The organism is Cellulosimicrobium sp. CUA-896 (assembly GCF_001942335.1).
In the GTDB taxonomy this organism is placed as follows: Bacteria; Actinomycetota; Actinomycetes; order Actinomycetales; family Cellulomonadaceae; genus Cellulosimicrobium.
Genome location: NZ_MKKH01000033.1, coordinates 25,893 through 48,948, shown reverse-complemented (window position 1 = coordinate 48,948; position 23,056 = coordinate 25,893). Strand labels below are relative to the sequence as shown.

Below are 23,056 nucleotides of genomic sequence, written 5' to 3'. Positions count from 1 at the left end.
CGGTCTACCAGCGCCCGGCCGGGCCCGCGCGACGGCGGCTACCGGTCGCCGGGCGCCGGACCCTCGTCGGGCTCCGGCGCACCGTGCCGGGTCGCGGCGTCCTCGGGCACGGCGCCGCGCGGGCCGTCCTCGAGCTCGACGCCCGTCGGACCGCCGTCCCGTGCCGGGACGGCCCGGCGTGTCGGGTCCGCTCCGCCCTCCCCGTGCTCGCCCAGCAGCTCGCGGTCGGCCGCGGCCTGGTCCCGCGTGAGCTCGTCGACGACGAGGCGCCGGTGCGGACCTTGCCCGTGCGGTATCCCGCTCGGCCGACCATGTGGGCGGCGACCGGCGACGTGAGGAGCTGGAACGCGACGACGAGCGCGAGCGTCGCGACGACGCCCCACGACCGCAGGCGCAGGCTCAGCCCGAGGAGCACGAGGATCAGCCCCAGCACCTGCGGCTTGGTCGCCGCGTGCATGCGAGCCAGCAGGTCGGGGAACCGGACGACGCCCACCCCCGCCGCGAAGGCGAGGAACGCCCCCAGCAGGAGAAGGACGGCCGCGACGACGTCCGCCACCGCGTCCCAGAACGCCGCGTCCATCAGCGCACCTCCCCCTCGGCGCCCGTGCCGTGGCTGTCGCGGTCCACGGCGCGGTCCCGCTCGGCCTCCTCCGCGGCGCGGCGCTCGGCGTCCTCGCGCGCGACCTCCTCGGCCGTGCGGATCCGCCCCTCGCCCTCGGGCTCGACGGAGGCGAACCGTGCGATCGTCACGGAGCCCACGAAGCCGACGAGCGACAGCACGACGAGCAGCGGGATCGTGTCGGTCCGGCGCGAGAACGCGGCCTCGAGCGCGATCGCCGCGACGAGCGTTGTGGTGAAGACGTCGAGCGCGATGGTGCGGTCGAGCATCGTGGGCCCGCGCTCGGCACGCACGACGGCGAGCGTCGCGGCGATGCCGAGCAGCACCGCTGCCGCCACGACCACCACGAGGAACACGGTGTCGCTCATCGCCCTGCCACCTCCCTGCTCACGTCCCCGTCCCTTCGTCCGCACCGGTCGCGCGTCCTGGCCGACCGCCGCCCGTGCGCGGCGCGACCGGGTCGGCGTCCTCCCGCTGGTAGAGCCCGGCGGCACGCAGCTCGTCGTTCGTGGCGAACGCGTGGAGCACACGGGCCTCGAGCGCGAGCGTGTCCGCACGGACCTTCTCGATGCCGCCCGCCTGGTCGACGTCGAGCACGTGCAGGTACAGCATCCCGGTGAGGCGGTGCGCCTCGATGACGAGCGAGCCCGGCACGAGGGACGTGAGCTCGGCCGTCAGCGTCATGTAGACGTCGGACGGGTTCCGCAGCCGCACGCCCACGACCGCCCCGTGGGCCGTGCGGCGCGGGTCGACCGCCAGCGCCGCGACCTGGAAGGACGCGGTGAACAAGTCGGACACGAAGCGCGCGAGCAGCACGAGCACGGGCCACGGGCGCGCGGTGCCCCGTGTGGCGACGGACGGCAGCGGCAGGAGCACCATCACCGCGCAGGCGATGACGACCCCGGCCACGACGTTGCCCCACGACAGGTCTCCCCAGAGCGCCACCCACACGAGCGTCAGCCAGGCGACGGTGCGCCACTGCGTCGTCAGGCGCCGGAACGGCCCGCTCGTCAGCGTGCTGCGGCGACGGTGGAGGCTGTTCACGAGCCCTCGCCCTCCTCCGCGACGTCGCTCGAGACGCCCTGGCCGCGCCCCGAGCCGTCGGGGAAGACCGCGTCCACGTAGGTGTGACCGTCGAGGAGCGTCGCCGCGGCCCGCTCGGTGTACGCGTAGAGCGGGCCGGCGACCACGGTGAGCGCCACCCCGAAGGCGACGAGCGCCGTCGCCGGGCCGACCATGCCGCGCGGCAGCCGCACCGACTCCGGGATCTCGACGGGCGGCGTCTGCCAGAACGCCTTGTTCCACGCCTTGACGATCGCGTAGAGCGTGAGCAGGGAGGTGACGACGGACCCCACGACGAGCGCCCACGTGAGCGGCGTGCCCTGCGCGACGCCCTCCTCGAGGAGGCCGAGCTTGCCGAGGAACCCGGACAGCGGCGGGATGCCCGCGAGGTTCATCGCCGGGACGAAGAACAGGATCGCCAGGCCCGGCGCGAGCTTGGCGAGACCGCCGAGCCGGTCGAGGGACGTCGACCCGCCACGGCGCTCGACGAGACCCACGACGAGGAACAGCGTCGTCTGCACGGTGATGTGGTGCACGACGTAGAAGACGGCCGCCGCCATGCCCGGCTCGGACGCGAGCGCGATCCCGAAGATCATGAACCCGATGTGGCTCACGAGGGTGAACGACAGCAGTCGCTTGATGTCGTTCTGGGCCACGGCGCCGAGGATGCCGACGATCATCGTCGCGAGCGCGAGCCACAGGAGCAGGTCGTCGAGCCGCCCGCCGGGGAAGAGCAGGGTCTGCGTCCGGATGATCGCGTACACGCCCACCTTGGTGAGCAGGCCGGCGAACACGGCCGTGACGGGCGCGGGAGCCGTCGGGTACGAGTCGGGCAGCCACGCCGAGAGGGGGAACAGCGCCGCCTTGATCCCGAACGCGAGGAGCAGCAGGAGCTGGATGGTCGTCGCGACACCGGGGTCGATCTCGGCGAACCGCTCGGAGAGCTGCGCGAGGTTCACCGTGCCCGTCGCCGCGTACGTCACGGCGATGGCGACGAGGAAGATGATCGACGACAGCAGCGCGACGACGACGTAGATCGACCCCGCGCGGATGCGCTCCCCGGTGCCGCCGAGCGTGAGCAGCACGTAGCTCGCGGCGAGGAAGATCTCGAACCCCACGTAGAGGTTGAACAGGTCACCCGAGAGGAACGCGTTGAACACGCCGGCGGCGAGCACCATGAAGGTCGGGTGGTAGATCGCGACGGGCGTCTCGTCGTCGCCGTCCGCCACGCCCTGCGCGAGCGAGTACAGCAGGACGCAGAGCATGACGAAGCTCGACACGGTGAGCATCAGCGCCGACAGCCGGTCCGCGATGAGGTCGATGCCGACGGGCGCCGCCCACTCCCCGACGTCCACGACGACGGGCCCGCCGTCGGCCGCCACCAGCAGCACGACCGACACGCCGAGGACGACGGCGAGCGTGGTCGCCGTGATGATCCGCTGCGCGCGGGGGTGGCGCCACAGCGCGAGCGTCAGGCCGGCCGCGACGAGCGGCAGGGCCACCGGCAGCGGGACGAGCGCCTTGGAGACCTCGACCAGGTCCATCAGCGCCGCCCCTCGTCGTCGAGCCGTCGGTCCGTGACACCGTCGCCGTCCGCGTCGGTCTCGTCGCGCACCTGCGCGGCCTCGTCGTCGAGCGTCTGTCCGCTCTCCTCCGTGTCGAGGTCCTCGAACGCCGGGGCGTTGCGCGCGGCCTGCCGCGCGACCCGGCGGTCCTCGAGATCGTCCTGGACCTCGTCGTGGCCGTGGAGCTGCCACGAGCGGTACGCCATGGCGAGGACGAACGCGGTGAACCCCAGCGTGATGACGATGGCGGTCAGCACCATCGCCTGCACGAGCGGGTCGCTCATCTCGTCCTCGGGCGTCGTGCCGACGAGCGGCGCTCCCCCGGCGCGCCCGCCCGCCACGAGGAACAGCAGGTTCGCGCCGTTGCCGAGGAGGATGAAGCCGAGCAGGACGCGCGTGAGGCTGCGCTCGAGCAGCAGGTAGACGCCGGCGGCGAACAGCACGCCGATCGCGAGGACGAGCACGACGCTCGGGGTCATGTCGATGTCGCTCATCGCCGGCCTCCTCCGATCGCGTCGGGCTCCAGCGCCGACAGGGGGTCGGTGTCCTCCCCCGGCTCGCGGCCGAGCGCCGCCCGCTCGCCCTGCCGGTCGATCTCGGCGCCGAGGGTGCGCAGGATGTCGAGCACGAGCCCGACGACGACGAGGAACACCCCGATGTCGAAGAACAGCGTGGTGACGAGCTTGACGTGGCCGAACACCGGGAGCGTGAGGTCGATGATCGCGCTCTGCAGCACGGACCCGCCGAGGAGCAGCGGCACGAGGCCGACGCCGGCGGACAGGAACAGGCCGAGGCCCAGGAGGATGCCCGGGTGGACGGGCGCCGCCTCGCCGAGCTCGTACCGCCCGCCCGCGAGGTAGCGCACGACGAGCGCGATGCCGACGACGAGCCCCGCCGCGAACCCGCCGCCGGGGTTGTTGTGCCCGGCGAAGAGCAGGAAGAGCGCAAAGACGATCATCGAGTGGAACAGGACGCGCGTGACGACCTCGAAGATCACCGACCGCCGCTGCGGCGCGAGCGTGCGGCCCGCCGAGAGCCACACGGACATGCGCGGCTGGGACTCGTCGGTCACCCCGCGCCGGCGCAGCGCGGCGCCCGGGTCCGGCTCGCCGCCCCAGATGCCCTGCCCCTGCGGCCCTCGCACGACCCGCGCGTCCGCGGTCCGCAGGACCTCTCCGCTGCGCACGCGCAGGAACACGAGCGACGCGACGCCGGTGGCCGCCGCGAGCAGGACCGAGATCTCGCCCATGGTGTCCCAGGCGCGGATGTCGACCAGCGTGACGTTGACGATGTTCTTGCCGCCGCCCCACGCGTAGGCCTCCTCGGGGAAGTCCACGGAGATGGGGACGGCGACGCGCGCGAGCGGGGCGACGAGCGCGAGCCCCATCATCGCGACACCGACCGCGACGCCGATGCCCAGCCGGACCCAGCGGCTCGCGGCGAGGGGCCGGTCGGAGAAGTACGGGGGCAGGCGCCGCAGGACGAGCACCATGACGACGAGCGTGACGGTCTCGACGAGCACCTGCGTCAGCGCGAGGTCGGGTGCCCCGTGCAGCAGGAAGAGCACCGCGTTGCCGTAGCCGGCGATGCCGATGAGGACCACGGCCTTGAGGCGGCGCCGCGACCGTGCGGCCAGCACCGAGGCCACGCAGATCGCGAGGACGGCCGCGAGCTGGGCGGGACGGTCCCACGCCTTGAGCTGGTCGGGCCAGCTCGTCTGCACGACCATGACGAGCCCCGGCCCGAGGGCGAGCGCGAGGAGCATGATGCCGAGGTAGAACGGCAGGGAACCGCGCTGCGTCACCGCGGTGACGTCGGCCGCGACGTCGTCGAGCCGGCGCATGACCCGCCGGTAGGCGACGTCCGCCTCGGGGACGTGCCACAGCGATGCCTGGAACCGCTCGACGCGCGACCGCTGCCAGAAGAGCAGCACGCCGACGACGAGGATCAGCACCGTCAGCGCGAGCGCCGGGGTGAGACCGGCCCACAGCACGAGGTGCCCGGGCTCGCCCGTGGGGTACGACGCGGCGTACGGCTGCAGCAGCTCCTCGCCGAGGTGCGGGACCAGGCCGACGACGAGGCCCAGCACGGCGAGCACGACGGCCGGCGCGACGAGCAGGACGGGCAGCGGCTTGATCCGTGCCGGGTCGACCAGCGGCTCCTCGGGCTCGACGGCCGGACCGCGCGGCGCGCGCAGGTCGAGGTGCTCGTTGGCGCGGACGGGGGCGCCCGCGAAACGCTTGTGCGACGAGAACGCGCCCCACCAGAAGCGCAGGCTGTACGCGGTCGTGAGCATCGAGCCCACGACGACCGACCAGAGCGCCACGGCGTCGACCCAGGCGGGTCCCTGCCCGTGCAGCAGGCCCTCCAGCGCGGCCTCCTTCGCGACGTAGCCGGCGAGCGGGGGCAGCCCGATCATGGACGCCGTCGCGAGCGCGCCGGCCGTGGCGGTCCACGGCAGCGCGCGGCCGACGCCGGTGAGACGCCGCAGGTCACGGGTGCCCGTCGCGGCGTCGACCGCGCCGACGACGAGGAACAGCGTCGCCTTGAACATCGCGTGCGCGCCGATCATCGCGAGGCCGGCGAGGGCGGCGCCTGCGTGCCGAGACCCACGAGCAGGACGATGAACCCGAGTTGGCTCACGGTCCCGAAGGCGAGGACGAGCTTGAGGTCGTACTGGCGCAGGGCGCGGTAGCCGCCGACGAGCATCGTGCCGGCGCCGAGCGCGACGACGAGCACCCGCCACACCGTCGTGTCCGAGTAGGCGGGGGCGAAGCGCGCGACGAGGTAGACGCCCGCCTTGACCATCGCCGCCGCGTGCAGGTAAGCGCTCACGGGCGTCGGGGCGGCCATCGCGGCGGGGAGCCAGAAGTGGAACGGGATCAGCGCGGACTTCGTGGCCGCCCCGACGAGGAGGCACACGACCGCCGCCGTCACCGCGCCGCCCGTCGGCGGGTCGGCGACGATCTCCGACAGCCGGTACGTCCCCGCCTGCACGCCGAGCACGACGAGCCCGACGAGCATCGCGAGGCCGCCGCCGGTCGTGACGACGATCGCCTGCATGGCCGCGCGCCGCCCCGCCTTGCGGTCGGCGTAGTGCCCGATGAGCAGGTAGGAGAAGACGGTCGTGAGCTCCCAGAACACGAACAGGAGCAGCACGTCGTCCGCGACGACGAGGCCGACCATGGCCCCGGCGAACGCGGTCAGCGTGCCGCCGAACCGGCGCAGCCCGTGGGCGGTCGGCGAGAAGTACGCGGAGCAGTAGACGAGCACGAGCGCGCCCACGCCCCCGACGAGCAGCAGCATGAGCCACGACAGCGTGTCCATGCGGAACGCCAGCTCGAGCCCGAGGCCCGGCACCCACGCGTGCACGCTCGTCGGGTGCTCGCCCTCCATGACCCGCGACGTCCAGCTCAGCGCGTAGACGGCGGCCGACGCCGGCGCGAGCGCCATGACGAGGAACGCCCGCCGGCCCAGCAGCGACACGAGTGCGGGCGCGCCCAGTGCCATCGCGAGATGTGCGACGAGCACGAAGAGCACGGGCCGCTCCGTCCGGGTCGGGGGCGGGTGGGCGGGTGTTGCCTGGACTTGTCACTCGTCGTGGCACCGGGGGCGGTGCGCACGACGGCACGGGGCCGTGACGTGACGGAGCCACGTCGGCCACGACCATTTTACGCGGACGGCGCGCCGGGCCGCGCCCGGGCGCGCGCGGCCGGGCGCGTGACCCGCCTCTCACCGCACCGCCGGTGCGCCGGGGGCGACGGGTGGCAGCGGGGCGTCAGAGGTCCTCGCGGTCGACGAGGAACTCGGCCTCGTCCGCGATCTCGCCGCCCACCGCGTCGTGCAGCGTCCCGACGACCTGCGCGACCACCCCGGCGGCGCGCTTGCGCGCCACGCGGTGCTCCATGGAGGGCTGCTCCTCCTGCGACTCGAGGAGGTCCCGCGGCTCCCACCGGACGCGGTAGGACACCGCGCCGTCGGCCGCCCACGGCAGACCGCGCAGCAGCAGCGGGAGCTGGTCCTCCCCGCCCACCTCGACGGCCACGAGCCCGTCCAGGCCGAGGTCCACGAGCAACCCGTAGCCGTCGAGCACCGAACCGGTCGTGAGCGCCCGGATGTCGACGCCGTCCGCCGCGGCGTGGATCGACCGGCGCAGCTCCGGGTCCATCTTCTCGCCGGGGTACAGCGGCAGCTCGGCGATCCCCTTCGGCGGGCCCCCGTAGGAGGCGCCCTCGGTGGCGAGCGTCGTGCGCGGGTGCTGGCGCGCGACGAGCGCGAGCGCGGCCGTCGGCTCCAGCCAGACGTCCGAGTACAGGCTCATGTCGACGGCGGCGCCGGGGTCGGGGGTGAGGACCACGCCGGGCGACGCCGGGTGGCCGACGTCGGTGCGCACCGACCCGCCGAGGCGGCGCGCGGCCGCGACCAGCCACGTGACGACCCGTTCCTCCTCCCGGACGGGCAGACCCGCCGGGAAGGCCCGGCCGACGCCGTCGCGGTCCCCGCCCCCGGGGTACGGCGCCTCGCCGCGCTCGCGCGGGCACACGACGTCGAGCACGAGCGCCGTGCCCGGCGGGAGACCTGCTCCCGCGGGCGAGTACGGACCGGTGAGCGTCGAGTGGCGGGACGTCCGCAGGACGCCGGGCTGCCCCGGGGAGGCTGTGCGCGCCGGCGGCACGAGGGGCTCGGCGCCCACGGGGGCGACGTCCCACCGGGCTCCGGCGAACCGCGACAGCGCGAGGGTCTCCAGCTCGTCGACGAGCACGTCGCCCGGGACCCCGAGCAGGTGGCGCGCCTGGTGGGCCTGCGCGGGGCCGGGCCCGTCCGGGTGCGGCAGCGGAGGAAGGGTGGTCACGGGCGCCTCAGACCTCGGTGCGGTGGAAGTTCTGCCAGGAGCGCGACGCCGTCGGCCCCCGTTGCCCCTGGTAGCGCGAGCCGTACACGCTCGCGCCGTACGGGTTCTCCGCCGGCGACGACAGCCGGAAGAAGCAGAGCTGGCCGATCTTCATGCCGGGCCACAGCGTGATGGGCAGGGTCGCCACGTTGCTCAGCTCGAGCGTGACGTGGCCGGAGAAGCCGGGGTCGATGAACCCGGCGGTGGAATGCGTGAGCAGCCCCAGCCGACCCAGGCTCGACTTGCCCTCGAGGCGCGCCGCGACGTCGTCGGGCAGCGTCACCGCCTCGAACGTCGACCCGAGCACGAACTCGCCCGGGTGCAGGACGAACGGCTCCGCCGCGTCCACCTCCACGAGCCGCGTGAGGTCCGGCTGGTCCTGCGACGGGTCGATGAACGGGTACTTGTGGTTGTCGAACAGCCGGAAGAACCGGTCCAGCCGCACGTCGATGCTCGACGGCTGCAGCATCGACGGGTCGTACGGGTCCAGCTCGACGCGGCCGGCGTCGAGCTCGGCGCGGATGTCGCGGTCGGAGAGCAGCACGGGGACACGCTAGCCGACACCCCCGCCCTGCCCGGCGCCTGCCCGCGCGAACGAGCCGCGGCGTCGCTAACGTCGCTGGCAACCGCACGCCGGACCACCGTCCGGCACCCGAACGAAGGAGACCACCATGAAGTCGAAGCTCGCCCTCGTCGTCGGGATCGGCGTCGGCTACGTGCTCGGCACCCGCGCCGGACGCGAGCGCTTCGAGGAGATCCGGGGCAAGGCCAAGGAGCTGTGGCAGTCGGACGACGTCCAGTCGGCCGTGCACTCCGCGCAGGACAAGGTCACGACCGTGGCGAAGGAGCAGGGCGCGAAGGTGGCGGGCGTCGCCAAGGAGCAGGGCGGCAAGGTCGCCGACGCGGTGCGGAGCCAGACCTCCGGCTCCTCCGAGCCGGGCAAGCACTCGAACGGCGCGGCGTCGCCGGACCCGACCTCGCGGGACGACTACCGCATCTGAGGCGCCCCGCCCCCGACGGACCCGCGGCGGCCGGTCCTCGCCGCCGTCGTCAGGCGCGCAGCGGGCGGCCCGTCGAGTCGACGGCGTACGTGCCCTGCTTCGCGGTGAGGTAGAGGATGCCCTCGACCAAGCCCCAGATCGCCACGAGGGGCGCGAGGAACCCGACCGACAGCACCGTGAGCAGGAGCATCACGAGACCGATGCCGGTGTACCCGAGGTAGAACCGGTGGATCCCCAGGCTGCCGAGGAGGATCCCCAGCAGGCCGGCCGCGAGCCGGGACTTCGCGGTCGGGTCGAGGTTCGGGTCGTACCCGCCGGGGTAGCCGGCCGGCCCGCCCTGCGGCGGGTACCCGTAGGGCTGGCCGTACCCCGGCACCGGCCCGGCCGCGCCCGGCTGGCCGTACCCGCCCGGCTGGCCGGGCTGGCCGTACCCGCCCGGCTGGCCGGGCTCGCTCGGCCGGCCGGACGCACCGTACGGCGCGTCGGGTCCGGGCTGCTGCGGGTACGGGTTCTCGGTCACGACGCCTCCTCGGAGCGGTTCGGTCATCACCGGCCGCGTCCGCTATGATCGGGGCGCGCGCTGGTTCGCCGAGATCCTCGCAGAGGGATCACGGCGAGCGCCACCAGCGCCGCGCGGGTGTAGTTCAATGGTAGAACTTCAGCTTCCCAAGCTGACAGCGCGGGTTCGATTCCCGTCACCCGCTCAGCGCCCGAGAGCCCCGCACCACGAGGTGCGGGGCTCTCGTCGTCGCGGGCTCTTGCTTCCTCCGAGCGCGCCGCCTCAGAGCGGCTTGGCGAAGTGGTGCGACGTGATGCTCATCCGCTCGCGCAGGTAGAACCGGTGCGCGTCGAACCGCTGGACGCCCGAGTCGAGGTCCAGCACGGCGCATCCGGCGTCGCGGGCGCGCCGCTCGAGCTCGGCCAGCAGCGCGGCGCCGACGCCGCGCGACCGGGCCTGCGGCGCGGTCACGAGGTCGTCGACGTAGAGCTTGCGGACGGCGCTCGTGTTCGCGATCACGCGCCAGCCCGCGACGCCGAGGCACGCGTCGCCGTCGAACGCCGCGAGGAAGCGCGGGCCCGGGGCGTCGTCGGCCAGCACCTGGCGCAGGAGGTCGGCCGTGAGGTGCGGGCGCAGCGCCTGGAGGACGGGGAGCGCGGCGTCCCAGCGCGGGTCGTCCGCGGCGAGGTCGACGAGCGCGAGCCGCGGCCCGGCGGCGTCCGCCGACGGTGCCGAAGGTGCCGACGTCACGTCGGTCGACGGTGAGGTCTCGGGAACGGTCACGTCAGCACCCTAGGGTGCCCGCACCGACGGCCCGAACCCCGGGTCGTGCACCGATCGAGGTCCCGAACGGTGCAGACCCGGGGTTCGGCACGCGGAGGTGGCCCGGCTCAGCCCAGGATGCGGCCGGCCGCCTTGGCCGACGCCGCCATCGACCCCGTGAGCGGGAGGTCCGGCAGGATCACCGCCTGGGCCGCGTGGTAGACGTCGGGCTTGCCGACCCACGTGATGCCGCCCGGCCGGTTGGCGGTGTCGAGCTCGTGGTGCCACGACCCGCGCTCGTGGTCCACCAGGTGGCGGTCGATCCACGTCCACCAGACCGCGGCCGCCGCCTCGAACCGCGGGTCGCCGGTGACCCGGCCGAGCACGTCCGCCGCGGCGACGGCCTCCGCCGCGACCCAGTGGTAGCGGCGCGGCTCCACGGGCTCGCCGGACCAGTCGACCGTGTAGACGAACCCGCCACCGCGCGCGGCGTCCCAGCCGTCGGCGACCGCGCGGTCGAACAGCGCCACCGCCACGTCGGTCCGCGCTCCGGGCGTGCCGGCGGCGACGTCGATCTGCAGCAGCAGGCGCGACCACTCGAGGCCGTGCCCGGGCGTCGACCCGTAGGGCTTGAACGGGTCGCGCGGCCGGTCGGCGTTGTACTCGGGCAGCGGCGTCCAGGCGCTGTCGAAGTGCTCGGGGATGCGCCAGCCGTTCGCCTCCGCCCAGCCGACCACGCGGTCGGCGATCGACGTCGCACGGCCGAGCCACTCGGCGTCGCCGGTGGCGTCGTGGGCGGCCAGGAGCGCTTCCACGGCGTGCATGTTCGCGTTCACGCCGCGGTAGTCGTCGAGGTGCGACCAGGCGCGGTCCCACTCGTCGGCGTGCATGCGCGGACCGGCCTCCCAGAACCGCTCGTCGAGCACGGCGAGCGCCGCGTCCAGCAGCTCGCGGGCGCCCTCGCGCCCGGCGAGGGTCCCGGACGCCGCGGCGAGCACGACGAACGCGTGCGCGTAGGCGCTCTTCGTCCCGTCGACCGGCTGCGCCTCGACGTCGACCACGTCGCCCGGGGCCGGGGCCGGCCCGCGCGAGGACACCCAGCCGCCGTGCTGCGCGTCGACGAGCACGCTGCGCAACCCCCGCAGCGCGAGGTCCGCGCGCTCCCCCGCGCCCGGCACGCCGAGGAGCGACGCGACCGCGTAGACGTGCGCCATCCGCGACGTGATCCACGTGTGCACGGGCTGGGAGGGGTCGGGACGACCGTCGTCGTCGAGCCACCAGGCGGCGCCGTCCGGCCGCAGCGACGCCTCGCCGAAGCGCAGGAGCTCGGCGAGCTGGTGGTGGCGCCACGCCGCGAGGGCGGTGCTGCCGGGCGTCGTGGGCAGGTCGATGTTCATGACGTCCTTCTCGTGTGACTGCTGGACAGCGCTGTCAGGCTGCCGAACGTACGCGCAGCCGTCCGGTCGTGTCAATGCCAGCCTAGGTCGCGACGACGTGCGACGACCCCCCGTCCGCCGGACGCGCCGGCGGGACGGGGGGTCGCTCCCGTCAGGTCAGCCGCAGTCGAGGGCCGGGTAGTCGGCCTCGACGGTCGACCGGACCTCGTCCTCGCCCGTCCCGCGGACGGCCTCGACGGACGCCGTGCCGGCCTCGACGGACGTCGCCCGCACCGCGAACGAGTAGTACGCGGACCGACCCGGCTCCACGGAGGCGAACTCCTTCGTGCCGAACGGCGTGGTGAGGGTCACCGCGAGCGGGACGTCCTCGCCGTTCTCCGCACGCACCGCGAGGTACACCTTCCCGGCGAGGCACCGGGCGCTCGCCGTGGCCTCGACGGACAGGCCCGCCCCGGCCTCGGTCACGGTCACCGGGACCTCCACGACCGCGCTCGTCCACCCGTCGTCGACCACGACGTACGCGGTGTACGTCCCGGCCTCGGCGTAGGCGTGCGAGCCGCTCACGGTTCCGTCGCTCACCGTGCCCGCGACGACGTCGGACCCGTCGCCCCAGGTGATCGCGGCACGGAGGTCCGCGCCCTCCCGGCCGCCCGCGACGGTCGCGAGGGCCGTGTCGGCCTCCTGCCCGACGGCGACGCTCACGCCCTCGGCAGCCGTCACCTCGAGCGGCGACTGCTCGGCGAACGTGCCGTCGTGCGCGATCGCCACCACGTGGATGCGCCCGTCGGACGAGAGCTCGCCCGGCTGGTCCGGCAGGGTCAGGCTCACGGCCCGCTTGCCGTCCGGCAGGTCGATCGGCGCCGTCGCGAAGAACGCGGCGGGGGTGCCGGTCTGCGGGCTGCCGCCGCGCAGGCGGTGGTCCGTCACGGCGACCGGGATGTTGCCGAACACCGGGTTCCGGGCCGCACCCGACCAGTCGCCGAAGCTCAGGTCGATCGCCTGCGTCGAGCCGTCGTCGAACGTCAGCGTGCCCGAGGCCTCCTGGTTCTTCTCCGTGCCCGTGCCGACCACCGAGAGCTGCTCGGCGTCCGCGGGGACGTCCAGCTCGATGGTCTGCCCGTCACCCGTCGCGTTGTCCGGCTCCCCGGCGGGGACCGCCGGGACGTCGAACTGCAGGTCGGTGCCCGGGACCGTGCCGCGCTCGCCCTGCACGAAGCCCTCGTCCGCGAGCTGGCCGCGGTCGAAGAACACGCCCTGCCCGTCGCACGAGCCGACCGTGGTACCCGGGTCGCCGATGCACACGTTGTCGTACGCCGCGAGGAGCGACCCCTCGCGCAGCAGCGAGACCGAGACGTACGTGGTCGTCGTGACCGGGTCGCCGTCGGCCGGCGTCACCGTGACGGTCACCGGGTAGACCCCGGGCGCGTCCCAGGTGTGCGCCGCGCGCACCGACCAGGCCCCGAAGGACCCGGCGACGAGCGTCGCCTCGGCGGGCTCGCTCCCGTCGCCGAACGCGACGGTCGCGGTGAGGTCGTCGCCGGAGCCGTCGACCCCGGTGAGCGTGGCGAACGTGGCCTCGACCTCGCGGCCCGTGACGGCGTCGCCGTCGGCCGCGGGGCTGAGGGTCAGCTCCTCGGCGCCCGACGCGTCCGGGTCGGCGAGGAGCTCGACCTCGGCGAGCGAGAGCGCGCCGCCCTCGTCGCCGCCGGCCGACGCCGTGACCACCACGCGGTAGTGCGCGTAGGCCGCCGGCTCCGCCACGGTGAACGGACGGGTCTGCAGCGCCCAGCGGAACTGCTCGTCCGAGCGCTCGTCGAGCGTCGTCCACGTCTCGCCGTCGTCCGACCCCTCGAGCGTCCACGCGGTCGGCGACGCCGTGCCGCTCGCGCCCGAGGTCAGCGTGTACGTCTCGACGGTCGGCCGGATGCCGTTGCCCGACCACGTGATCGTCGGGGTCGTCGTGGCGAACGTGGTCCGGCTGGCCGACGTGTTGTCGGTCAGCGCCGCCGCGCTCGTCGAGGCGTCGCCGTCGGCGACGGTCGTCGTGCCGAGACCCGGGGTCGCGGCGTCCTGCACCGGCTCCGGCGCCTCGTCGCCCTCGGTCAGCGACGGCAGCCCGTCGTCCTCGCCGGTCCCCCAGTCGGACGGCTCCGGCCCCATGACGAAGTCGAGCGTCGCACCGCCGGAGAGCTCCTCCTGCGACAGGGACGTCGAGGTGTGCGCCTCGCCGTCGACCTCGAGGGACTGCACGTAGACGTTCTCGACCGAGTTGCCCGCCGCGTTGACGACGAGGTCGCCGTCGGGCAGGTGCACCGTCGCCTTCTCGAACAGCGGCGACCCGATCGCGTACTCGTCGGAGCCCACCTGGAGCGGGTAGAAGCCGAGGGCGGAGAAGATCCACCACGACGACATCTCGCCGTTGTCCTCGTCGCCCGGGTAGCCCTGGCCGATCTCGCTGCCCGTGAACAGGCGGCGCGTGACCTCGCGGACCTTCTCCTGCGTCTTCCACGGCGCGCCGACGGCGTCGTAGAGCCACGGGATGTGGTGGGACACCTGGTTGCTCATGCCCCACATGCCCATGCGGACGTCGCGCGCCTCGCGCTGCTCGTGGATGCCGCCGCTGCCGGCACCGAGCTCGGGCGTCGAGAAGAACGCGTCGAGCTTGGCCTCGAGGCCCTCGTCGCCCCCGTAGAGGTTGGCGAGGCCCTGCGGGTCCTGCGGCGCGTGGAACGCGAAGTTCCAGCCGTTCGTCTCGGTGTAGCCGCCGCCCCAGTCGGCCGGGTCGTACGTCTCCGGGTCGACCGCGAACTCGCCGTCCGCGTGGCGCGGGACGAAGAAGTCGACCTCGGGGTCGTACAGCTCGACGTAGTGCGTCGCGCGCTCGAGGAAGTACGCGGACTCCTCGCGGAGCGTCTCGCGGCGCTCCTCCGGCGTGGCGGGGTCCTCGGCGAGCGCAGCGGCCATGTTGCCGATGCCGAAGTCGTTGACCAGGCCCTCCAGGCCCCACGACACGGACTCGTGCGTGGACTCCGGCGTGAACCCGAGGAACGGCGACGACTGCAGGCCCTTGCGGCCCACCGCGTTGCTCGGCGGCGCGACCGTGGCGTTCTTCAGCGCCGCGTCGTAGGCCTCGAGCGCGACGTCCGTCGGCAGCGAGCCCTTGAGGTAGGCGTCGGCGAACGCGACGTCCGAGCTGGTCCCGGTCATGAGGTCCGCGTAGCCCGGCGAGGACCAGCGCGCGATCCAGCCGCCGTCGCGGTACTGCTGGACGAAGCCGTCGACGAGCTCGCCGGCCAGCTCCGGGTACAGCAGGGAGTACGCCGGCCACGCCGTGCGGTAGGTGTCCCAGAACCCGTTGTTGACGTAGATCTTGCCCTCGACGACCTCGGCGTTGGTCGCGGTGTCGGTGGCGCTGCCCGACGTCGGGGAGACGGGGCTCGCGTACGCGAACTCCGGCTCCTGCGCGGTGCCCGTGTTCTCGAACTGCGAGTTCGGGTACAGGTTCAGGCGGTAGAGGTTCGAGTACAGCGTGACGAGCTGGTCCTGCGTCGCGCCCTCCACCTCGATCACGCCGAGACGCTCGTTCCACGCGTCGGCCGCGGCGGCCTTCACCTCGGTGAAGGTGCGGTCCGTGACCTCGAGGTCGAGGTTGGCGCGCGCCTGGTCCTGGCCGATGAACGACGTCGCGACGCGCAGCTCGACCGTGTCGTCACCCGACGTGTCGAAGGTCGCGAAGCGCGCGTCGGCGCGGTTGCCCGCCGCCGTGCCGGTCGCGGTCGGCGTACGGTCGAACGTGCCCGCGACGAACATGCGGGTGCGGCCGACGGAGAGGCCGGAGCCGTTCTCGACCCAGCCCGAGAGCGTCCCGGTGGCCTGGTCGAACGTCAGCTTCGACGAGCCGTCGACCTTGTCGACGAGCACGTGCCCGACGTCGCCCGGGAACGTGAAGCGCAGCACCGCGCCGTGGTCCGTCGGCGTCGCCTCGAGCGCGGAGTCGTTCGTGAACGTCACGCCGTAGTAGTCGGGGCGCGCGGTTTCGTCCGCGTGGTCGAACTCGAGGCCGCGCTGGGACAGCGAGGCGCTCGGGGTGCCCGACGCCGTGGACGGCAGGAACGTCAGCTGGTTGCGGTCCCCCATCCAGGGGCTGGGCTCGTGCGAGACGCCGAAGCCCTCGAGCACCGGCTTGTTGTTCGCGTTGTTGCCCTTGTGGTACTCGTACAGCCAGCTCTGGGAGTCCGCGTTCGTGAAGGGGACCCAGAAGTTGAAGCCGTTCGGCACGGCCGTCGCGGGGATGTTGTTGCCGCGCGAGAAGCTGCCCGTCGCGTGCGTCCCGCGGCGCGTGTCCACGTAGTTGGCGAGGCTCGAGCCGTCGATCACGGGCGGCTGCGCCTCGATCGCGACGTCGTCGAGCCAGCCGGCGAACTGCGTGCCGGCCTCACCGCCCGGGTTGTCGTAGCCGAGCAGGACCTTGTCCACCGTCTTGCCCGCGGCGACCTCGCCCAGGTCGACGCGCACGGAGTTCCACTGGTCGGCGTAGAGGATCTTGCCCTCGCCCTGCTCCTGCGCCGACGCGCCGGTGCCGTGGGCGTCCGTCGCGTCGAGGTCGGACAGGTACGTGCCGTCGGTGAACTCGAGGTCCACGGACGCGAACGTCGACGGGTACTGCAGGTCGTCGAGCAGCTCGGGGAAGATCTTCCAGCTCAGGCGGGTGTCGTCGCCGACCGTGACGTCCACGTCGTCGTAGAGCACGTTCGTCGCGTACGCCTCGCCCTCGCCGAGGTGCGAGCCGTCGTAGCGCAGGGAGTGCGTGCCGGTGAAGCCGACGCCCGGCTTGTTCGTGAAGCTCACCGACGGGCCCGTGCCGACCTCGGTCTGCATGGGCGCCTCCTGCGGGGGCGCGTCCAGGTCGGCGGACAGGTCCCACTCGGCGAGCTGCACGAGGCCGTCGCCCGAGTTCGCGGTGATGTTCAGCCGGTAGTACCGGTGCGCCTCCGTCGGCGCGTCGAGCTCGAAGACCCGCTGCTGGAAGCGCTGCGGGAAGTCCTCGTCGGTGCGCTGGTCGACGGCGGTCCACGTCTCGCCGTCGTCCGAGGCCTCGATCGTCCACGTCTTCGGGTCGCGGCCGGCCGAGTCGTTGGCCGACGTGAGCGCGTACGCCTCGAACGCGACGGGCTCGGCGAACTCGTAGACGACCCAGCCGGTGGACTGGAACGCGAGCCACTTGCTGCTCGCGGAGCCGTCGGCGAGCTTCGCCGCGCCCTCGTTCGGAAGGTTCTCCGCGCTCGCGGTCACGGCGGACAGCGCGCCGAGCACGCTGCCCGGCAGCCCGCTCGTCGCGCCGGCGATGTTGTGCTGCCAGGGTGCGCCGTCGCGCTGGGCGACGGTCGTCGCGAGCGGGGCGGCGTCGCCGTCCTCGAACGACGTCGCGAAGTCGCCCGGCTCCGCGGCGGCGGCCGGGAGCGCCGTCGTGACCGCGAGGGGGACGACGAGAGCGGCCGCGACGGCCATGCCGAGCGGCCTGCCGCGCACGGCGGAGCGGCTCCGCGGCGCGGTTCCTCGGGGGGTAGGAAGGGTCATGACGCGCGATCTCCTTCGATCGACTGGACAGCGCTGTCAGATGTCAGGTCGAACCTACGGTGCGGTCCGGACCTTGTCAACGGCCGGGAGGAGCGCGGGAACTCGGGGCGCCCCTCAGGAGGCGGGCGCGGGGATCTCGCCCGTGCCGCGCACGACGAGGTGCGTCGGCACGACGACGAGCCGCGGCGGCACGTCCGGCTCCTCCGCGCGCGACACCGCGAGCGCGGCCGCCTGGCGGCCCATCTCGACGACGTCGTAGCCCACGACCGTGACGTCGAGGAGGTCCGCGAGCTCGAAGTCGTCGAACCCGACGAGCGCGACGTCCGGCGGCGTGCCCGCGGGCAGTGCCGCGAGGTGGTCGCGCAGTGCGTGCAGGGCGCCCACGGTGATCTTGTTGTTCGCGGTGAGCAGCGCCGTCGGCGGCTCGGGGAGCGCGAGCAGCTCCGCGACGAAGTCGCGGGCGAGGTCCGCGTCGTGCGCGCCGTCGCGCACGTAGCGGCCGGGGTCGGCCACGCCGGCCTCCTGCAGCGTCGCGACGAACTCGTCGCACCGCTCCTGGAACGTCCACAGCCGGGACTCGTCGCCGACGAGCGCGATGCGCCGGTGCCCGTGCGCGAGCAGGTGCTCGACAGCGGCGCGCACCCCGCCCCGGTTGTCGATGACGACCGTGTCCGCCTCGATGCCCTCGGCGGGCCGGTCGACGAAGACGACGGGCGTCCCGCCCTCGATCTCGGGGCGCAGCGCCGAGTGGTCCGTGGCCGTCGGCGTGACGACGAGCGCCCCGACGCGGCGCTCGACGAGGGCCTCGGTGAGCGCGTGCTCCCGACCCGGGTCCTCGTCCGAGCTCGTGGTGATGAGCTGGAGCCCGTGCGGGCGCAGCTCGCGCTCGATACCGCTCGCGAGCGCGGAGTAGAACGGGTTGGCCAGGTCGCCCGTGACGAACCCGACGAGGCGCGACGAGCCGCCGCGCGCGAGGTCCGCCGCGACGGCGTTGCGGCGGAACCCGAGCTGCTGCGCGGCGTCCTGCACCTTCGCCCGGGTCGCGTCGGCGACGTTGGGCTCGTGGTTGAGCACGCGGGAGGCCGTCTTGAGGCTCACTCCTGCGAGGTCCGCGACGGACGCGAGCGTCGGCCGTCGGCCGCTCCGCGCTCCCGGCGCCCGTCTGGTCGTCGTCCCCGCGGACGTCACCACGTCCGCCCCGCCCTGCATCACCATGTGTCAGATCTCCCGTCGGCCCCGGAGGAGCATGTCGACGACGATAGCGAGGAGGAGCACCGCACCGGTGGCGATGTAGCGCGTCGCCGCGTCGAGGTTGAGCAGCGTCAGACCGTTCGCGATGGACTGGATGACCAGCACGCCGAGCAGCGCCGACCACGCGCTCCCCCGGCCGCCGAACAGGCTCGTGCCGCCGATCACGGCGGCCGCGATGGCCGTGAGGTACGTGTCGGCGGCACCCGTGCCCTGGTTGGCCGCCGCGAGCCGGCCCGCCGCGAGCACGCCGCCGAGCGCGGCGAAGGTCGAGCACGCGACGAAGCACGAGACCACGGTGCGCCGCACGGCCACACCCGCCAGGAGCGCCGAGCGCCGGTCACCGCCCACGGCCCGCACCGAGCGGCCCCAGCGCGTGCGCCGCAGGAGGAGGTCGACGACCGCGACCAGCGCGACGAACAGCACGACCGTGTACCCCACGCCGCGCGCCGTGCCGAGGTAGGCGACGGCGGCGGCCAGCACGGCCGCGAGCACCGCCGTGCGCCCGGCGATCCGGCCCGTCCCGGTGCCCGGACCGCGCAGGCCGGCGCGCACCCGGCGCACGTGGTCGACCGCGAGCACCGCCGCGTACGCCGCGACGACGGCCGCGACGAGGACCCACGCGAGCGGCGTCGGGAGGAAGCCCTGCTGCACCGTGCGCACGAACCACGACTCGAAGGGCAGGTTGATCGACCCCTTGGGTCCCAGCACGACGAGCTGGACCCCGGCGAGCACGAGCAGCCCCGCGAGCGTGAAGACGAAGGACGGCAGGCCGAGCCGCGTCGACAGCACGCCGTAGCCGAGCCCGACGACCACGCCCACCGAGAGCGCCGCGAGGACGGCCACCCACACGGGCCAGCCGAGGTTCACCGTCCCGACGGCGAGCAGGGCGGCCGCGAGACCGCTCACCGACCCGACCGAGAGGTCGATCTGGCCGACGAGCAGGACGAGCACCACACCGAGCGCGATGACGCCCACGGGCACGCTCTGCAGCGTGAGGTTGACGAGGTTCTCGGCGGACAGGAACGCGGGGTTGACCACGCCGAGCACGGCCCAGATGACGAGGAGCGCACCGACGATCGGGACCATGCCGAGGTGGGCGCCGCGGACCCGCTGCACCACGGAGCCGGACAGGACGCCGCCGGGCACGGACCCCTCGAGCCGCGTGCCCGCCGTCGGGCCGGGGACGCTCATCGCCGCACCACCCCCGCGCCGCCCGCGTGCCGCGCACCGCGCGGCACGGCGTCGTGCTCGCCCCGCACCGGCCGGACCGCGCCGGTCATCGCCGCCAGCAGGTCCTCGTACGACGCGTCGCCGGCGAACTCGCCGTGCACGCGTCCGAGGCGCAGGACGAGGATCCGGTCCGCCACCGCCTGGAGCTCGCCGGCCTGGTGGCTGACGAGCACGACGGCGTGGCCGCGCTCGCGCAGGCGCTCGATGAGGTTGAGGACCTCGGCGGACTGCCGGACGCCGAGCGACGCGGTCGGCTCGTCGAGCACGATGACGCGCGGCTCACCGAGCAGCGCCCGCGCGACCGCGACGACCTGGCGCTGGCCGCCCGAGAGCGCCTGCACCGGGAGCCGGACGGACGGCACGGTCGCCGCGAGCTGGTCGAGCAGGGTCCACGCCTCGCGCTCCATCGAGACCTCGTCGAGGAACGGCCCCTGGAGCGTCTCGCGGCCGAGGAAGAGGTTCTCCACCACGTCGAGGTCGTCCACGAGCGCGAGGTCCTGGAAGACCGCCGCGATCCCGAGGGCGTGCGCCTGCTTGGGCGAGTCCAGGGCGACGGGCGCGCCGTCGAGCAGCAGCTGGCCCTCGTCCGGGCGGAAGGCCCCCGCGAGGATGCCCGCCAGGGTCGACTTGCCGGCGCCGTTGTCGCCGACGACCGCGAGGACCTCGTGCTCGTGGACGTCGACGTCGACGTCGACGAGCGCCCGGACGCCGCCGAAGCTCTTCGACACGCCGCGCACCGCGAGGACGGGCTGGTCGGGGACGCCGGTCACGGGGCGGCCTCCAGCACGCCCGTGCGGACGCAGTCGTCGACGTAGTAGCGGGTGCAGATCTCCTCGGCGGAGTGCACGCCGCCGTCGACGATCACGCGGCGCACGTCGTCGGGGCCGACGGCGCGCGGCGCCAGCAGGAGGCTGGGGACGCCGTCGATGACGGCCGTGGCCAGCGGGTCCTGGCCGCGCAGGAGCCGCACGGCGAGCTCCGCGGCGGTGCGCGCCTGCTGCGTGGTCGCCTTGTAGACGGTCATGTACTGGTCGCCGGAGATGACGCGCTGGACGGCGGCGAGCTCCCCGTCCTGGCCCGTCGTCGGGGGCACGGGGTCGAGACCGGCGGCCTTCATCGCGGCGATCGCGCCGCCCGCGATGCCGTCGCTCGCGGCGAGGACGCCGTCCACGCGGCCGGGGTACTGGGTGAGCTGGGCCTCGACCCACTCGGTCGCCTTGTCGGGGCTCCAGTCGGGGGTGTCGTACTCGGCGAGCACGTCGATGTCCTCTCCGTCGAGGGCGCGGTGGGCGCCGGCGGCCAGCGCGGCCGAGTTGGGGTCCGTCGGCGACCCGTGGACGAGCAGCACCCCCGGCCGTCGGCCGCCCGCGGGCGGGTCCTCCTCCGCGCGCTCCAGGACCGCGGCGACGAGGGCCTCTCCCATGAGGTAGCCGATGAGCTCGTTGTCGAACGACACGTAGTAGTCCGCGTCGGCGACGAAGCGATCGTAGGCGATGACGGGCACGCCGAGGCGCTGCGCCTCGGCGACCACGCTCGCGGCGGCGGTCGTGTCGACCGCGTCGAGCACGAGGACGTCGACGCCGCGCGCGAGCATCGACTCCGCCTGCTGCTGCTGGTTCGCCGCGTCCTGCGCCGCGTTGGCGTACAGGACCTCGCACGTCGGGCACCGGCGCCCGACCACGGCCTCGAACGTCGGGCGGTCGGTCGTCTCGTAGCGGGCGGTCTTGGCCTCGGGGAGCAGCAGGCCGATGACCCCCTCGGTCGGCCCCGAGGCTGCGCCCCCGGCTCGGCGGCGCCGCAGCCCGCGACGAGCGCGGCGACGGCGAGCACGGCCGCGACCGCGGCGAGCGCGGTGCGCCGGAGCGCGCCCGGACGCCGGCGGGGTATCAGGACGCTCATGCGCTCACCCCCAGCGACCCGCTGACGCGGGCCTCGTCGAGCGCGACGGCGAGGGCGCCGCGGACCTCCGCGGCCGCGCCCAGCTCGGACGCCACGACCTCGACCGGGCCCGCCGTGCTGGGGACGGTCCGCTGCTCGAGGACCGTGCGGAGCGGGCCGAGGAGGATCTCCCCGGCCTCGGCGAGCTGGCCGCCGACCACCACGATCTCCGGGTCGACGAGGTTGCACAGGTTGGCGGCCGCCACGCGAGGTGCTGCCCGGCGTCGAACAGGACGCGGCGGCAGCCGGGGTCACCCTCGCGGGCGCGGGCGATGACGTCGCGGAGCGTCAGGTGACCGCGGCTCTCCGAGAGCATGCCGAGCAGCACGTTGGCCCCGACGAAGGTCTCCAGGCAGCCCCGGTTGCCGCACCGGCAGATGGGCCCGTTCTCGTCGATCGTGACGTGGCCGATCTCGCCCGCGACGCCGCCCCGGCCGTGCACGAGGCGACCGCCCAGGACGAGACCGCCCCCGACGCCGTGCGAGACACGCAGGTACGCGGCGGCGTCGTGGCCCGCCGCCGCGCCGAACCGCGCCTCCGCGAGCGCGCCCAGGTTCGCGTCGTTGTCGACGCTCACCGGCGCGTCGAGCTCGGTCTCGAGCACCTCGGCGACCGCGACGCCGTCCCAGCCGCGCATCATCCCGACGGTCGAGATGCGCCCCGCGCGCACGTCGACGGGCGCGGGCACGCCCACCCCGACCCCGAGGAGCTCGCCCGGGGCGGCGTCGAGCGAGGCCACCATCTCCGCGACGAGCAGCGCGGCGCGCTGGAGCCCGGTGTCGGCCCGGTGGTCGGGGGCGAGCGGCATGCGCTGGTCGGCGAGGACGCGCATCGAGGCGTCGGCGAGGGCGACGCGCAGCGACCGGGTGCCGAAGTGGACGCCGGCGACGAGCCCGAGGGTGCGCGCGAGCGTGACCTGGAGCGCGCGCCGGCCGCTGCGCGTCGAGGGCGACGTGTGCAGCACGCCCGCGCCCGTGAGCTCCTTGACGATGTTGGAGACGGTGGCCGGGGACAGGCCGGTGACGCCGGCCAGCTCGACCTGCGTGAGGGAGCCACGCTGCTGGACGGCGCTCACGATCCGGGCTCGGTTGGCCTCGCGCAGAGACGTCTGCGAGCCCGGTGTCACCCGGTCAGCGCGCACAGCCGAAGGATAGCGCCCTGAGTTCACGTCCCGACCTCAGCACCCGGCCCGGGCCCGCCCCCTGCCGGGACGGGTCCGGGCACGCCGGAGGCGCGCCGGTCCGGAGGTCGGACGACCGGCGCG

The 23,056-nt window shown here is 74.3% G+C and carries 17 protein-coding genes, 1 tRNA gene and 2 pseudogenes; 2 read left to right on the top strand and 18 right to left on the bottom strand.

Going from position 1 to position 23,056, the window contains the following annotated elements; all coding sequences use genetic code 11:
• Positions 1 to 4: 4 nt before the first annotated feature.
• The 8 genes and pseudogenes from mnhG to dcd all read right to left on the bottom strand — a co-directional run bounded on the left by mnhG (position 5) and on the right by dcd (position 8,681).
• Positions 5 to 580, bottom strand: a complete 576-nt coding sequence (mnhG, locus tag BJF88_RS23620; protein WP_369824580.1) for a monovalent cation/H(+) antiporter subunit G — start codon at positions 578 to 580, stop codon at positions 5 to 7.
• Complete coding sequence (locus tag BJF88_RS11290; RefSeq protein ID WP_075828857.1) at positions 580 to 987, bottom strand: monovalent cation/H+ antiporter complex subunit F; 408 nt, start codon at positions 985 to 987, stop codon at positions 580 to 582. The genes mnhG and BJF88_RS11290 overlap by 1 nt, the downstream gene beginning before the upstream one ends.
• A gap of 19 nt (positions 988 to 1,006) precedes the next feature.
• Positions 1,007 to 1,663, bottom strand: coding sequence for a Na+/H+ antiporter subunit E (locus BJF88_RS11285; RefSeq protein WP_075828856.1), 657 nt, complete (start codon positions 1,661 to 1,663; stop codon positions 1,007 to 1,009).
• A complete protein-coding gene (locus BJF88_RS11280; protein ID WP_075828855.1) occupies positions 1,660 to 3,225 on the bottom strand; it encodes a Na+/H+ antiporter subunit D in 1,566 nt (521 codons plus the stop codon). The genes BJF88_RS11285 and BJF88_RS11280 overlap by 4 nt, the downstream gene beginning before the upstream one ends.
• A complete protein-coding gene (locus BJF88_RS11275) occupies positions 3,225 to 3,740 on the bottom strand; it encodes a Na(+)/H(+) antiporter subunit C (RefSeq protein WP_075828854.1) in 516 nt (171 codons plus the stop codon). The genes BJF88_RS11280 and BJF88_RS11275 overlap by 1 nt, the downstream gene beginning before the upstream one ends.
• Positions 3,737 to 6,756: pseudogene (locus BJF88_RS11270) on the bottom strand (Na+/H+ antiporter subunit A). The gene BJF88_RS11275 and the pseudogene BJF88_RS11270 overlap by 4 nt, the downstream one beginning before the upstream one ends.
• Before the next feature lie 268 nt (positions 6,757 to 7,024).
• Positions 7,025 to 8,098: a hypothetical protein gene (locus BJF88_RS11265; RefSeq protein ID WP_255371969.1), complete on the bottom strand. Its 1,074-nt coding sequence runs from the start codon at positions 8,096 to 8,098 to the stop codon at positions 7,025 to 7,027.
• A 7-nt stretch (positions 8,099 to 8,105) separates the two neighbouring features.
• Complete coding sequence (gene dcd, locus BJF88_RS11260; RefSeq protein WP_075828853.1) at positions 8,106 to 8,681, bottom strand: dCTP deaminase; 576 nt, start codon at positions 8,679 to 8,681, stop codon at positions 8,106 to 8,108.
• Positions 8,682 to 8,808: 127 nt separating this feature from the next.
• Between dcd and BJF88_RS11255 the strand changes: the two genes are divergently transcribed.
• A complete protein-coding gene (locus tag BJF88_RS11255) occupies positions 8,809 to 9,138 on the top strand; it encodes a hypothetical protein (protein WP_075828852.1) in 330 nt (109 codons plus the stop codon).
• Between the two features lie 49 nt (positions 9,139 to 9,187).
• Here BJF88_RS11255 and BJF88_RS11250 read toward each other — a convergent pair whose 3' ends face one another.
• Entirely contained in the window at positions 9,188 to 9,658 is a 471-nt protein-coding gene (locus BJF88_RS11250) for a TM2 domain-containing protein (RefSeq protein WP_075828851.1), read from the bottom strand.
• Between the two features lie 113 nt (positions 9,659 to 9,771).
• Here BJF88_RS11250 and BJF88_RS11245 point away from each other — a divergent pair.
• A tRNA-Gly gene (locus tag BJF88_RS11245) sits at positions 9,772 to 9,842 on the top strand.
• Between the two features lie 77 nt (positions 9,843 to 9,919).
• On the opposite strand, the gene BJF88_RS11240 is transcribed toward BJF88_RS11245, so the two are convergent.
• From BJF88_RS11240 to BJF88_RS11205, 9 genes and pseudogenes are all read right to left on the bottom strand, one after another.
• Positions 9,920 to 10,420, bottom strand: coding sequence for a GNAT family N-acetyltransferase (locus BJF88_RS11240; RefSeq protein WP_255371968.1), 501 nt, complete (start codon positions 10,418 to 10,420; stop codon positions 9,920 to 9,922).
• 107 nt (positions 10,421 to 10,527) lie between these two features.
• Positions 10,528 to 11,796, bottom strand: a complete 1,269-nt coding sequence (locus tag BJF88_RS11235; RefSeq protein ID WP_083649067.1) for an AGE family epimerase/isomerase — start codon at positions 11,794 to 11,796, stop codon at positions 10,528 to 10,530.
• Between the two features lie 156 nt (positions 11,797 to 11,952).
• Positions 11,953 to 17,373, bottom strand: a complete 5,421-nt coding sequence (locus tag BJF88_RS11230) for a GH92 family glycosyl hydrolase (protein WP_255371967.1) — start codon at positions 17,371 to 17,373, stop codon at positions 11,953 to 11,955.
• A gap of 114 nt (positions 17,374 to 17,487) precedes the next feature.
• The gene (locus BJF88_RS11225; RefSeq protein WP_222843995.1) at positions 17,488 to 18,588 is read right to left on the bottom strand and encodes a LacI family DNA-binding transcriptional regulator; all 1,101 of its coding nucleotides are present in this window, start codon (positions 18,586 to 18,588) and stop codon (positions 17,488 to 17,490) included.
• 3 nt (positions 18,589 to 18,591) lie between these two features.
• Complete coding sequence (locus tag BJF88_RS11220) at positions 18,592 to 19,815, bottom strand: sugar ABC transporter permease (protein ID WP_075828850.1); 1,224 nt, start codon at positions 19,813 to 19,815, stop codon at positions 18,592 to 18,594.
• Positions 19,812 to 20,624, bottom strand: a complete 813-nt coding sequence (locus BJF88_RS11215; protein WP_083649066.1) for an ATP-binding cassette domain-containing protein — start codon at positions 20,622 to 20,624, stop codon at positions 19,812 to 19,814. The genes BJF88_RS11220 and BJF88_RS11215 overlap by 4 nt, the downstream gene beginning before the upstream one ends.
• Entirely contained in the window at positions 20,621 to 21,595 is a 975-nt protein-coding gene (locus tag BJF88_RS11210) for a substrate-binding domain-containing protein (RefSeq protein WP_255371977.1), read from the bottom strand. The genes BJF88_RS11215 and BJF88_RS11210 overlap by 4 nt, the downstream gene beginning before the upstream one ends.
• Before the next feature lie 154 nt (positions 21,596 to 21,749).
• Entirely contained in the window at positions 21,750 to 21,953 is a 204-nt protein-coding gene (locus tag BJF88_RS23615) for a hypothetical protein (RefSeq protein WP_369824579.1), read from the bottom strand.
• Positions 21,954 to 22,057: 104 nt separating this feature from the next.
• A pseudogene (locus tag BJF88_RS11205) lies at positions 22,058 to 22,867 on the bottom strand (ROK family transcriptional regulator); the annotation flags it as partial.
• Between the last annotated feature and the right edge of the window lie 189 nt (positions 22,868 to 23,056).

Excerpts from the sequence above, each read along its gene's own strand:
- mnhG (WP_369824580.1), bottom strand. The coding sequence starts at position 580 with ATGGACGCGGCGTTCTGGGACGCGGTGGCGGACGTCGTCGCGGCCGTC.
- BJF88_RS11290 (WP_075828857.1), bottom strand. The coding sequence starts at position 987 with ATGAGCGACACCGTGTTCCTCGTGGTGGTCGTGGCGGCAGCGGTGCTG.
- BJF88_RS11280 (WP_075828855.1), bottom strand. The coding sequence starts at position 3,225 with ATGGACCTGGTCGAGGTCTCCAAGGCGCTCGTCCCGCTGCCGGTGGCC.
- BJF88_RS11275 (WP_075828854.1), bottom strand. The coding sequence starts at position 3,740 with ATGAGCGACATCGACATGACCCCGAGCGTCGTGCTCGTCCTCGCGATC.
- BJF88_RS11255 (WP_075828852.1), top strand. The coding sequence starts at position 8,809 with ATGAAGTCGAAGCTCGCCCTCGTCGTCGGGATCGGCGTCGGCTACGTG.
- BJF88_RS11235 (WP_083649067.1), bottom strand. The coding sequence starts at position 11,796 with ATGAACATCGACCTGCCCACGACGCCCGGCAGCACCGCCCTCGCGGCG.
- BJF88_RS11230 (WP_255371967.1), bottom strand. The coding sequence starts at position 17,373 with ATGACCCTTCCTACCCCCCGAGGAACCGCGCCGCGGAGCCGCTCCGCC.
- BJF88_RS11225 (WP_222843995.1), bottom strand. The coding sequence starts at position 18,588 with ATGGTGATGCAGGGCGGGGCGGACGTGGTGACGTCCGCGGGGACGACG.
- BJF88_RS11220 (WP_075828850.1), bottom strand. The coding sequence starts at position 19,815 with ATGAGCGTCCCCGGCCCGACGGCGGGCACGCGGCTCGAGGGGTCCGTG.